Source organism: Nocardiopsis coralliicola (assembly GCF_054779695.1).
In genome coordinates, this window is the sequence record NZ_BAAGXT010000012.1 from 1 (window position 1) to 12,337 (window position 12,337).

The following is a 12,337-nucleotide window of genomic DNA, read 5'->3' on the forward strand; positions in this document are numbered from 1 at the left end:
GCCCGTGCGGCGGGGCGGCGGGGCCGGACCGCCGCCCGCCCGGTGCCGGGCTCGGAGCGGCCCGCGCGCTGCCCCGCGGGCTCTGCCGGGACGGGCCGGACTGCGGCGCCGGCTGGACCTGCTGCGGTGCGGACTGCGCCTGCTGCGGCACCGGACGCGGGGCGTCGGGCTGGGTCTCGTCGGCGAGGGAGAGGTCCCGCCCGCACTCCTCGCAGAAGCGGCCGGTGCGGGGCGTCTCGCAGACGGGGCAGGTCTGGACCGCCGCCGCGCTGCCGGCGGCGGCAGGCGGCGCCTCCTGCTGGGTGCGCTGCGCGCCCGGCGGTGCACCGCGGGCAGCACTGGGCAGCGCCGCCATCCGCACACCGCAGACGTCGCAGTAGTCCTGCGCCTCCGTCGCGTGGCCAGCCGGGCATCGGCCCATCTGCGGCCCCTCCTTACTGCTCCCCCCTGGCGGAATCACCCGGACCGCGCGTACGCACGGTCTTGGTGGAGTAGGTGTCGAGGTTCATCTCGTCGGCCTTGTCCACGTCGGCCTTGAGGCGAACCGTTCCGGTGGCCGGGTCGACGACGTCGACGACCTGCCCGAGCAGGCGCGCGCTGGCCTCGTTGCCGGACGCGTGGGCCAGGGCGACGGCTCTGCCGAGCCGCGCCGTAGCCGTCTCGCCGTCGCCGTCCCGGCGGGCCTGCAGCCCCTCCTGGATCGCGCGGGACAGCTCGACCTGGCCGGTGTAGTGGGCGACGCGCTCGTTGATCTCGGTGGATGCGGCCTCGTCGCCGGTCCATTCGGCGAGCACGTTGGCGGAGGCGAGTACCTCGTCTCCGGCACTGGGGACGACCACTTTGACCCAGCCCGCGCGCAGCTGCCGCCCCATGGGGCCGGCCGGCACCTCGATGCACAGGTGGTAGTCGCGGCTCTCGTCGCCCCAGGAGCCCAGCGGGTAGTCGGCGCTCTGCGGTCCGGAAGGCGCGGCGCGGCCGGTCAGGTCCTCGACGTCCGGAGCCACCTGCTTGACGAAGCGGACTGCGGCGCCCTTGGGCGTCCACAGGCGGAGGGCGACGTCGGCCACCGCCTTGCCCATGGCGCGCTCGGCGAGGGCGCGGAAGTCCGCGGGCATGTCCTCCGGGTCGCGGATGAAGCCGACGTCGCCGAGGAGCGCCGAGGCGATCCGGCGGAGCTCGTCGACCTGCCAGTCGGTGCCGACACCGCGGCAGTCGCAGATGAACATCCCCGAGCACCGCTGCAGGGCCGGCAGGAACCCGGACTCGGGCTCGTTGTTGCGGCCGTCGGTGAGCAGGATGGCGTGCTTGAGCGCGCCGTCGCCGAACGGGGCGAAGAGCCGCTCGGCCTCGGCGAGCCAGGTGCTCATCCGGGTGCCGCCGGCCGCGTCCATGGTGCCGATCGCGGTCTTGGCCTCCGCCCTGGTCCGGGCGTCGGCAGGGACGGTGCCGCCGACCGTCGGGTAGACGGTCGCGGCGACCGAGGTACCGAGGACGACGGCGAAGTGGACACCGTCGCGCAGCGCGTCCACCGCCGCGCGCGCGGCCCGCTTGGCGGCGACCATCTTCGTGCCGTACATGGAACCGGAGCCGTCCACGATGACGACCTCCGCAGCCTGGCCGCGGTGGTGCGGCACCGCTCCGCCGGGATCGGCCTCCGCGGTCACGCCGACGATGGCGTGCACCTCGGTGCCGCCCACGGGCAGGTAGGGGTTCTGGTCCACGTCGACCCGGAACCGGGCCGCGGCCGATCCGCTCACGTCACGTCTCCTCCTCCTGCCGCGGGTACTGCGCCTGCTGCTGTGCCTGCTGCTCCCGAGCGTGCTCCCGGGGCGCCGCCGGGCGGTTCGCGACCGTGGGCACGCTCGGTTCCGCGGGCGGCTCCCCGGCCGCGGCGCTCTCCTGCGGGCCGGTCTCGGCCGACGCCTCGGGCACCCGGAGCACGACGACGGTGATGTTGTCGCGGCCGCCGGAATCGCGGGCGAACTGCACGCCCGCGCGCGCCGCGCCGATCGGGTCGTCGTAGGCGCCGGTGAGCACGGCGGCGATGTCCTCCGGCTCGGGCGCGTAGTTCCACAGCCCGTCGGTGCAGAGCACGACGGTGCCTGCCCCGGGCGGAGCGACCGTGACGATGTGGCCGTCGATCTCGCCGGAATCGGCGCCGAGCCAGGCGGTGATCGCGTGCGCGTAGGCCGACGCCTCGGCTTCCTGCGCGCTGAGCACGCCGGCGTCGACCATCGCCGCGCTCCAGGAGTCGTCCCGGGTCAGCAGCCGGGGCGGCGCGGCCGTCCCCGGCGCGGGCAGCCAGTAGGCGCGGCTGTCGCCGACCCAGCCGACGGTCACGGGGCCGCCCTGCTCGGCCATTGACGCGGCGACGTAGGTGCAGGCGGGGGCGCCCTCCTCGCCGGCGAGCGCCGCGACCGCGCCGGCCGCCCGGGTCAGGGCGATGCCGGCGGCTTCGCGGTGCCCCACCCCGGCCCCGAGCGCCTCGGTCAGGGCCGCGGCAGCGGTGTCGACGGCGGTCTGGGAGGCGTCGTCCGGGCGCGGCGACGAGGAGACGCCGTCGCAGACCACGCCGGCGAAGGCCGGCGACCGCGGGCCGGGGGTGCGCACCGCCATGGCGTCCTCGTTGCGGGCGTGGCGCAGCCCCACGTCGGTGACGCCGGCGATCGCCCCCATCGGCAGCTCGATGTGGTCCCGCCCGGGCGCCGGCGCGGGCACGGCCGCGGTGGGCCGGGCGTCGGGCGCGTCCGCGGACTCCGGAACGCCCGCTGCCGGCGGTCCTGCGCCGAGCCGGTGTCCGCAGTTCTCGCAGAAGCCGTCGCTGCCGCTGACCGGCTCGGTGCACCCGGGACACAGCGCGGCGCCGTTCCGCTCGGGCGTATCCACGCCCGCCTCATCCCGGCTCACGGGCGCCTCCCGGACATCCCGTTCGGCCGAGCGGCGGCGGGCCCCGACGGTCCGGCGGGATCTGCCAGCGCAGTGCGCGTGTGCGCGGTGGCGCGGGGCGTGCTGTGGTCGGTCATATCCACGTCCTCGGGCGGCGGGCGTTGGCGCGGTCCACCAGCGCCAGCCGTTCATCGGGGTCGGTCGCAGAGCGGGCCAGGGACCGGTAGACCGCCTCAAGGTTGCGCCGGAGGCCGTCCTCGTCCATGGAGTCGCCCAGCAGTGGCTCCGGTTGGACGGCGCCGGCGGTGCCGGGGTTCCGCGGTGCGGGAGGCCCGGCCGGCGTGGACTGGGCAGATAGCGCGGAAAGCGTGGATTGAGCCGATTGCCCCTTCGGTGCGGCGGCGGCCGCCCCGCGGGCGAGGGCCGCCTCCAGGACACGGACGCGCAGCCGCGCCTCCTGTTCGCCGCCGGCGCCGGCGCGCTCGGTCCGGGCGCCCGCCTCGGCCACATCGGCGGCAGGGAGCCCGGACGGATCGCCGGCCAGCAGGGCCGCCACCGCCGTGCACTGCGCGGCGGTGTGCAGGGCCGCGGTGTCGGGCACCGCGTCCAGGGCGGCGACGGCGTCGCCGCGGCGCCCCTGCGCGACGCGGATCCGGGCGAGGGCGAACGCCGCACCGACCGCCGAGCGGTCGGTGGCCCACACCGTCTCCAGCAGCCGGGCCGCCTCCTCGGTCCGGCCCCGGCCCTCCCACGCGGCTGCCAGCCCCAGCTTGGGGGCCGCCTCGCCGGGCAGGTGGGCGTAGAGCGCGTCGAACCGGTGGGCCGCCTCGGTCCACGCGCCCTCGGCCAGGGCGGCAAGCGCCAGGTACCACTGCGGCCGCCAGTCGGCCGGCTCCGCCGCCGCCTGGGCCTGCCGCTCGGCTGCCTGGCGGGCGGCGAGCCGGTCCATCCGCTGCCGCGCTCCGGCCGTGTCGCCGGTCAGCACCAGCGCCCGCGCGAGCGCGAACTCCGCCTCGACGCTGGATCCGGCGACCGGTTCAAGCGTTGCGGCGGCCTCCTCCGGCCGGACCGCGGCCAGCCCGGCGAGCAGCGCGGCCGCAGGGTCCTCGGGGTCGGCGAGCGGCACCGGCAGCGCCGCGGCGGCGTCGGCCGGTGCGGGCACGGCGAGCAGCGTGTCGGGGTCGGCGCCGGACCGCAGCGGCGCGGGCGCGCCGGTGAGGAAGCGGTCCGGGCCGAACAGCTCCGACGGAGCCGGGTGCGGCGTGCCGGACTCCTCGGACAGCACCTCGCGCAGTACGCCGGTGATCTGGTCGGCCATCGCGCCAGCCGAGGCGAACCGGGCGGCGGGATCGGCGTGGGTGGCGCGCTGAAGCAGGCGGGCGAAGGAGGGGTGGCGGTCGAGCAGCGGTTCCCGCTGCGGGTCGGGCAGCGTGTGCGGGTGCTCGCGGGTGAAGCTGAACCGCATGCTCAGCACCGCCATGGTGCGCCCGACCGTGTACAGGTCCGAACCGACCGTGGGGCCGAGTGTGCGCAGCTCCTCCTCAGGCACCCGGTAGCCGGGCGTCGTGAACACCGGAGTGTCGCCGTCGCTCATCCGCCGCACGCCGCCCAGGTCGATGAGCTTGATCTGCTCTTCGCTCTGGATCACGTTGTCCGGCTTGAAATCGCAGTAGAGCAGCCCCTTGGAGTGCAGGTAGCCGAGCGCGCGCAGCACCTCCAGCGCGTAGGCGAGGACCTGGGGGACGGGCAGGCAGGCGCCCTCGTCCTGGGCGCGCAGGTCGACGATGAGGTCGCGCAGCGACTTGCCGCCGACGTACTCCATCACGATGTGGCCGGCGCGGATGCGGGTGCGCGGATCGGGGTGCTGCACGAAGTTGAAGATCGAGACGATGTTGGGGTGCTCGACCTCGGCGAGGAAGGCGCGCTCGGCCGCAGCGGTGCGGTGCGCCTCTGCATCGCCGCTGTTCAGCAGGCCCTTCAGTACCACCCATCGATCGCTGACGTTGTGGTCGCGGGCGAGGTAGATCCAGCCGAGGCCGCCGTGCGCGAGGCAGCCGAGCACCTCGTACTGGCCGGCGACGATGTCCCCGGGGTTCAGCTTGGGCACGAAGGAGAACTCGGTGCCGCAGTGCCGGCAGTAGCCCTCGGTGCGGCCCGGCCGCCCGTCCCTGGTGCGCCCCACCGGCTCCTGGCAGTGGCCGCAGAAGCGGTTCTTCTCGGCGACCACCGGGTCGGCGAGGACGGCGGAGGCGGGGTCGCGGGCGGGAACCGGCGGAATCCGCACCAGTCCGATCCCGAGCATGCCGCGGCCGGTGCCCGCGCCCGAGGTTCCGGAGCGGCCGGACATCCGCCCGGACGGCCCGGAGACCGCGCCCGACCCCCCGCCGGGGACGCTCCCGGCCCGGGGGCCGGACAGCGGGCCCGCCGAGGGGCCCGCTCTGCCTTCCCCCGTCCCCGGCGCCGGTCCGGAGACGGGGGTGCTCGGCCCGGCAGGGCCGCTCTGGGGCCGCCCCTGCCGGGGCACGGCGGGCGCGGCGGGCTCCGCCGCGGGCGCCAGTCCGCAGACGGTGCAGAAGCCGTCCTCTACTGCGCCGCGACACTCGGGATCGGTGCAGACGCTCACCCGCCGGCCTCCTTTCCGTGCGTTCCGTACGCGCTGTTCCCGCCGCTGCTGCCCTGGCCGGGGCTGGCAGAGGAAGGCGGCGGCTGCCCGGCCCCGGCCGGAACGGCGAGTGCCCGGCGGAAGCGCTCCACGGCGGCCGCGGCGGCGGCCAGGTCGCACGGCGCAATCCACAGCAGGGCGCCGGCCTCCTGCTGGAGGCGGTCGATGTGCGGCTGTTCGGCCCGGCCGACGCGGGCAGCGCGGGCGGTGTAGGCATCCAGCCGGCCGCGCAGCTCGTCGCGGCGCGCGAGGAGCGCAGAGCAGTCGCGCTCCAGCTGCTCAGCCTGGGCTGCAATGCCGCGGTAGGCGTCCTCTGCATCGGCTACGGCGGCGGGGAGGGACTCCCAGTCGCCGTCCCGGTGGACCGCGTCGACGGCGTCGAGCGGACCGGCGGACCGCTGCGTGAGCGGTGCGGGCACGGTGAGCTGAGGCGGCACCCCGGAGGCGATGCGCTCGGCAGTGGCCGCCCGGACCCCTTCGGCGCGGACCACCGCCTTCCGGGCCGCCGCGGACGCATCTGCCAGCTGCGTGCGCCGCTCGGCGAACCGCAGCCGGAGTTCGGCGGCCTCGCGGACCCGGTCGGCCAGCGCCTCGGCGGAGCGGCCGAGCGCCGCGATCGGCCCGTCCCCGGGCGCCGCGGCGGCCGCCTCCGGCGGTGCTGCCGCGGGGTCCGGATCCGAGGGCGGGTCCAGGGCGGCGGCCGCGAGCGGGTCGCTGCGCAGCAGGCCGGCGGTGCGCTCGTACTCCGCGCGGAACGCGGTCCGGCCGAGGTCGGCGCCGCCCAGCTCGCGCTCGGCGATCGCGTCGGCGCGGTCCGCTGCCCGCGCGGCGGCCTGCATCGCCGGGAATCCGGCGTTCCACGCCTGTTCGACGCGGGCGAGGAAGCCAGCCACCGCGTCGTGCTCGCGCTGGATCCGGTCGAGCGCCTCCGCCAGCGGGATCCGCTCCGGCCGGGCGAAGGGTGCGCCGCTGGCGGGAGGAACCTCGACGGGGGCCGCGGACGGTCCGTTCGCAGCGGCGCCGGGGCTCCCGACGGCGGCCAGCAGCCGCCACAGGGTGGAGACGGATGCGCGGGAGGCCGCCCACTCCTCGCGAGTGGCGCCGGTCAGCGGGGTTCCGGCGAGCAGCCGGGCGGTCACTCCGTTCTCGAACTCGCCGAGGGCCGCACCAAGCCGCTCGCGGACGCGCACCGCGCGGCCGGTCCCGCCCGCTTCGCCCACCGCCTCCGGCCACCCCCTCGCACCGCGCACCGCCCGGGCCCCGCGACCGGGTGGCCGCGTGCGCCGCCCGGGCGCCGAGTCCTCTCGAGTCTCCGGCAGGGCTTCGGCACTGGACAAGGGCGGTCCGGTGTTCGGCCGCCTCTGGCCAGTGGGCGAACCGGACGGCGGTGAACGGGATCTGGCGGCGGGCCGATCAGCGGCAGTGCAACCCCGCTGAGCTGCAGATACTCCGCCCGCAGGCGGACACACGCGGGGCGGCCGTCCCCCCGAGGTGGACGGCCGCCGCCGATCGCGGACCGCCGGAGCAGGCGGCGGCCGCGGGGCCGCGGTCGCCTACACGACGCGCGGCGTCTCGTCGCTCTGGGCGCTGCCGCCGCCGGCCTTGCGGAGCCGCAGGCTGAGCGCGATCAGCACCGCACCGAACACGATGGCGTAGACACCGATGATCAGGGCGATGACCACGGCGCCTTCGATGGGCCAGAGGAACACCAGCAGACCGAAGCAGACGGAGAGCACGCCGCCGAGGATGTACAGCCACTCGCCGGTGATCTCCTTGCGCAGGCGCACGGCGCCGACGATCTCCAGGACACCGGTCACCAGCGCCCAGGCGCCGATGATGAAGGTCAGCACGAGCACGGTGGCCACGGGCCAGAGCAGTGCGGCAAGGCCGAGCACCACGCCGACGGCGGCGTGCACGATGAGGGAGGTGCGCTCGCCGGTACCGGACCGGAACGCCTGGACGGCGGCGAAGATCCCGTCGACCAGGGCCCAGGCGCCGAACAGGACCGCGAGCGCCACGGCGGTCACCCCGGGCCAGAAGACGGCGATCAGACCGAACAGCACGGCGATCACGCCGCGGACGGTGACGACCCACCAGTACCGGCTCATGTATTCGATCATGGTCGGCAGATGCCCGGAAACGCCCGAAATCATCACCAAACGTCGGACAACAGTCACCCAAGGTGAACGACCGCGGCCGGTGTCCGCCCGCCGGTCCGGCCGGCCGCGCACACAGCACGGCGGCCCGCACTCGGGAGTGCGGGCCGCCGAGGGATGCTCGGGTGCGCCGTGCGGGGCGCAGGAGCGGATCAGGCGTCAGCGGCGCCCGGGTGCCGGCGCTCGGTGGGGCCGGTGTAGAGCTGGCGCGGGCGCGCGATGCGCGTCGCCGGGTCCAGCCGCTGCTCCCGCCAGTGCGCCAGCCAGCCGGGCAGCCGGCCGATGGCGAACAGGACGGTGAACATGTTGGTCGGGAAGCCCATCGCCCGGTAGATGACGCCGCTGTAGAAGTCGACGTTCGGGTAGAGCTTGCGCGAGGTGAAGTAGTCGTCGGCGAGCGCCTTGCCCTCGAGCTCCAGCGCGAGCGCGAACAGCTCGTCCGGCTGCTCCTGGCGGTCCAGGATGTCGGCGGCCAGGCCCTTGATCTCGCGGCTGCGCGGGTCGAAGTTCTTGTAGACCCGGTGGCCGAAGCCCATCAGGCGGGTCTTGGACTCCTTGTCCTTGACCTTGGCCAGGTAGGCGTCGATGTCGCCGCCCTGGTCGCGGATGTCCTCGAGCATCTCCAGGACCGCCTGGTTGGCGCCGCCGTGCAGCGGGCCGAACAGGGCGTTGATGCCGGCGGCGACGCTGCCGTAGACGTCGGCCTCGGACGAGCCGACAACGCGCACCGTGGCGGTGGAGCAGTTGAGCTCGTGGTCGACGTGCAGGAGCAGGAGCAGGTCCAGCGCCTTGCTGTAGAGGGCGTCCAGCTCGGCATCGCCGCTGCCGTCGCCGAACAGCATGTGGAGCAGGTTCTCCACGTAGTCCAGCGACGGGTCCGGGGCGATCGGCTCGGCGCCGATGGAGTTGCGGTAGATGTGCGCCGCGATCGTCGGCAGCTTGGCCAACAGCCGGATCGTGGCGGTCTCGACCTGCTCGTCGTCCTTGGGGTCGGCGCTGTCCTCGTAGTACGCGGCCAGCGTGTTGACCGCCGCGGAGAGCAGCGTCATCGGGTGCCCGTTGCGCGGCATCGCGTCGAGCAGGGTGCGCATCTCGTCGGGGATGTCGGCGTGCGTGCGCAGCTGCTCGGCGAACTCCTTGAGCGCATCGGGCTCCGGAAGCTCGCCGCGGATGACGAGGTAGGCGGCCTCAAGGAACGTGCTGTGCTGCGCGAGGTCCTGAATCGGATACCCGCGGTAGCGCAGGATGCCTGCGGCGCCGTCGATGTAGGTGATGTCGGACTGGCAGGATGCGGTGTTCCCGAAGCCCGGGTCCAGGGTCGTCATCGCGGCGCCCGAAAGCAGGGTCTTGACGTCGATGGCCTGGTCGCCCTCGGACCCGGTCAGCAGCGGGAAGGTCGATTCCCCACCGTCGTAGCGCAGCTCGACCGTGCCTTTGCCGTCTTCACTCATGCCCGAGCCAACCTTTCAAGCCTTCCAGGCGGGGTGCGGGGGCGTGCGGAGGGGTGCCCCCGCGACGCTTTCGGGTCTGACACTGGTGCTTTTTATTAAACTCCAGTGAAGTAAAATCATACAATTCTCACGCATTCACGAACAGGTGACGTAAGACACACCAAAACACCCGCCTTGTTTCACTCTAGCGTCAAGAACTGCAACTTTTGACATACGCACGATGATCCGTCCGTCACTCGACGGCAAGCACGGCGCGCGATCCGGGTCGCCGGCCAGAGCTCGGCGCCTCTGTGAGAGTTCCCACCGATCGGCGGTTCACCTGCCCGAAGGCCCCGATCGTGATGAATCCGTAGGGAATTCGTCGCCGTTCACACACGCGATCAGCCAGAAGGGCGATTCCACCGTCATCGCGTCGTGACCGGTTCTTCACCCGGGCACAGCACAGCACGCTCCCGGCGCCATCCGGCGCGGCCGCTGCACCCCTGCCGGGGGCCTTCCCCTACTCCGACGGGTCGACGCCCCCGGCGAGCAGCGGCTCCATCACCAGGTCCGGGTGCTCGCGCTCGATCACCCGCAGCCGCCACTTGTTGTGCACCAGCATCAGCAGCGCGCCGTCGGAGCGGCGGGTCATCACCTCGGCGCCGGACAGGCCGTGCAGCACCGGCGCCGAGGCGGCATCGGTCCGGCGCGCCATCGTGTAGTCGATCGTGTGCAGCTCCACCGGCGCCCGGAACTCGTTCTCCATCCGGTGCTTGACCACGTCGAACTGGAGCGGACCGACCGCCGCCAGCACCGGCGCCTGCTCGCCGCGCACGTCGGAGGTGAGCACCTGCACGACGCCCTCGCTGTCGAGCTGGGCGATGCCGCGCTGGAACTGCTTGTAGCGGCCGGCGTCGGTGGCGCGGGCGACCGCGAAGTGCTCCGGCGCGAAACTGGGGATCGGCGGGAAGAGCACCTTGGGGCCGTCGTAGAGGGTGTCGCCGACGCTCAGCGCCTGGGCGTTGATCAGCGCGATCACGTCGCCCGGGTAGGCGGTGTCGATGGTGGAGCGCTCCGACCCGAACACCGCCTGGGTGTACTTGGTGGCAAACGGGCGCCCCGTCTCGGCGTGGGTGAGCACCATGCCGCGGTCGAACCGGCCCGAGGAGACCCGCACGAACGCCATCCGGTCGCGGTGCGCCTTGTCCATGCCGGCCTGCATCTTGAAGACCTGGCCGGAGAAGGGCGCGGCGACCGGGCGGGGTGCTCCCGCGGTGTCCTCCTTCGCTGCCGGCGCCGGTGCGAGGCGCACCAGCGTGTCCAGCAGCGCACCGACGCCGAAGTTGGGCAGCGCCGCCCCGAACAGCAGCGGCGAGGACTCGCCGGCCAGGAACGACTCCTCGTCGAAGACGGCGCCGATCTCGCCGAGCAGCTCGATCTCCTCGGCTGCCTGGGTCCAGGCCGCGCCCTCGACCTCGGCGGCGCGGTCGTCGCCGAGGTGCTCTTCCTCCGCCTTGGACGCACCGCCCGGGGTGCGGTGGAACTTCACGTAGTCCGACCCGGTGCCGGCATCCAGCAGGCCGCGGAAGTCGCCGGCGATGCCCACCGGCCAGTTCAGCGGGGTGGGGCGCAGGCCGATGCGCTGCTCGATCTCGTCCATGAGCTCCAGCGGCTCGCGGCCCGGCCGGTCCCACTTGTTCACGAAGGTGATGACCGGCATCCTGCGGGCCCGGCACACGTCGAACAGCTTGAGCGTCTGCGGCTCGAGGCCCTTGGCCGAGTCCAGCAGCATGATCGCGCAGTCGACGGCGGAGAGCACCCGGTAGGTGTCCTCGGAGAAGTCCGCGTGGCCCGGGGTGTCGAGCAGGTTGAAGACGCAGTCGCCGTAGTCGATGCGCAGCGCCGCCGACGTGATCGAGATGCCGCGTGCCTGCTCCATCTCCAGCCAGTCCGAGGTCACCCCCCGGCGGTCCCCCTTGCCGTGCACCGCACCCGCCGACGCGATCGCGGCCGCGTGCAGGGCGAGCGCCTCGGTCAGCGTGGACTTGCCCGCGTCCGGGTGGGAGATGACGGCGAAGGTGCGCCGCCGCGCCGCCTCATCCGCGACGGCCGATGCCGCTTCGGAGGGGGCTCGGTCTTCGTCCGTCCGCACACTCACCGCTGCTTGCTCCTCTGTCTCCTCGGTCCCGTCCCGCCGGCCGCGCGGCGCCGGGCTGTGCAGTGTGCTCCGCCCGGCTGCGGGCCGCTCCCGCGAATCTACCGCTCAGGAGGTGTCCGCTGGGTGGTGTCCGCGGCGAGCGGTGCCGTGCGCATCGGCTCGGCGGGCCTGGACAGGGCCGCCGCTGCACCCGGGTGCCGGCGGAGGAGGGCGGCTACCCTCCGAGCGCGTCCGGCTCGCTCTGCTCCAGCGCGGTGCGGACGCCGCGCAGAACCTCCGCGGTGCCGGTACCGGCGGGATAAACGGCGACCACCACACCGCCCGGCGCCGCCGGCTCCGGGGCGCCGCTGCGCAACCGGTCGGCGAGCGGGCCGGTGACGAACGCCATGGCCGCGTCGAGGCGGTCCCACGGCGGCGGGTCCGCGGGGGCCCGCAGCCAGCCGCGCAGCACGTGGTTGTGTGCGGCGATGACGGCGGCGGCCACCGCTTCGGCGGCCAGCGCCCGCTCCCCGTCGCTCTCCCCGCCGGCCAGATGGCGGCTGAACGCGGCCTGGTAGCGGGCGGTCATCGCGATCTCCCGGTCGCGCAGCCGCGGCACGGCGCGGACCAGCCGGAACCGCGCCGCCGCCACGACGGGCGAGGCGACGTAGCCGCCGAAGACCATCCGCGCCGCGCCGACGACGGCCGCGACGGGGTCGCCGCCGCGGGCCGCGTCGAGGTGGCGGCGGACGACGTCGGCGAGGTCGTCGAGCTCGCTGAAGAGGAGGTCCTCCTTGGTGCCGAAGCGGCGGAACAGGCTGCGCCGGCTGAGTCCGGCCGCCTCGGCGATGTCGCCCATCGTCGTGGCCTCATAGCCGGCCCGCTCGAAGAGGCGCACCGCAGCCGCGACGACCTCGCGCCGCTCCGGCCGGCGCGCCGGATCGCCCCCACCGGGCGCCTCCCCCGCCCGCGAACCGTCCTCCGCCGCCCTGGGCCCTGCGCTGTCCGGCATCGGCTTCCCCCGTTCCCGTAGAACCGTGCACCGGTCCTCTATGCTGTCACTGAA

Annotated in this window: 8 protein-coding genes and 1 pseudogene; all 9 read right to left on the reverse strand. The window is 74.5% G+C overall.

From position 1 onward, the window contains the following. Positions 1-421 (reverse strand): annotated as a pseudogene (locus tag ACYVGT_RS11195) (hypothetical protein); the annotation flags it as partial. Positions 422-434: 13 nt separating this feature from the next. Next, a complete protein-coding gene (locus tag ACYVGT_RS11200; RefSeq protein ID WP_460856857.1) occupies positions 435-1,757 on the reverse strand; it encodes a vWA domain-containing protein in 1,323 nt (440 codons plus the stop codon). Between the two features lies 1 nt (position 1,758). Next, positions 1,759-2,907 (reverse strand): PP2C family protein-serine/threonine phosphatase, encoded by a 1,149-nt coding sequence (locus ACYVGT_RS11205; RefSeq protein WP_460856859.1) that lies wholly within the window; start codon positions 2,905-2,907, stop codon positions 1,759-1,761. A gap of 112 nt (positions 2,908-3,019) precedes the next feature. Continuing rightward, positions 3,020-5,188 (reverse strand): serine/threonine-protein kinase, encoded by a 2,169-nt coding sequence (locus ACYVGT_RS11210; protein ID WP_460856862.1) that lies wholly within the window; start codon positions 5,186-5,188, stop codon positions 3,020-3,022. Between the two features lie 317 nt (positions 5,189-5,505). Continuing rightward, the gene (locus tag ACYVGT_RS11215; protein ID WP_460856865.1) at positions 5,506-6,768 is read right to left on the reverse strand and encodes a hypothetical protein; all 1,263 of its coding nucleotides are present in this window, start codon (positions 6,766-6,768) and stop codon (positions 5,506-5,508) included. 333 nt (positions 6,769-7,101) lie between these two features. Then, positions 7,102-7,668 carry an HdeD family acid-resistance protein gene (locus ACYVGT_RS11220; RefSeq protein WP_460856868.1) on the reverse strand — a complete coding sequence of 189 codons (567 nt, stop codon included), beginning with the start codon at positions 7,666-7,668 and terminating at the stop codon, positions 7,102-7,104. A gap of 188 nt (positions 7,669-7,856) precedes the next feature. After that, positions 7,857-9,155: a citrate synthase gene (locus ACYVGT_RS11225; RefSeq protein WP_460856870.1), complete on the reverse strand. Its 1,299-nt coding sequence runs from the start codon at positions 9,153-9,155 to the stop codon at positions 7,857-7,859. Between the two features lie 499 nt (positions 9,156-9,654). Then, positions 9,655-11,286 (reverse strand): peptide chain release factor 3, encoded by a 1,632-nt coding sequence (locus ACYVGT_RS11230; RefSeq protein ID WP_460857174.1) that lies wholly within the window; start codon positions 11,284-11,286, stop codon positions 9,655-9,657. Positions 11,287-11,506: 220 nt separating this feature from the next. Further along, positions 11,507-12,283 (reverse strand): TetR/AcrR family transcriptional regulator, encoded by a 777-nt coding sequence (locus ACYVGT_RS11235; protein WP_460856873.1) that lies wholly within the window; start codon positions 12,281-12,283, stop codon positions 11,507-11,509. Positions 12,284-12,337 lie beyond the last annotated feature (54 nt).

Excerpts from the sequence above, each read along its gene's own strand:
- ACYVGT_RS11210 (WP_460856862.1), bottom strand. The coding sequence starts at position 5,188 with ATGCTCGGGATCGGACTGGTGCGGATTCCGCCGGTTCCCGCCCGCGAC.
- ACYVGT_RS11220 (WP_460856868.1), bottom strand. The coding sequence starts at position 7,668 with ATGATCGAATACATGAGCCGGTACTGGTGGGTCGTCACCGTCCGCGGC.
- ACYVGT_RS11225 (WP_460856870.1), bottom strand. The coding sequence starts at position 9,155 with ATGAGTGAAGACGGCAAAGGCACGGTCGAGCTGCGCTACGACGGTGGG.
- ACYVGT_RS11235 (WP_460856873.1), bottom strand. The coding sequence starts at position 12,283 with ATGCCGGACAGCGCAGGGCCCAGGGCGGCGGAGGACGGTTCGCGGGCG.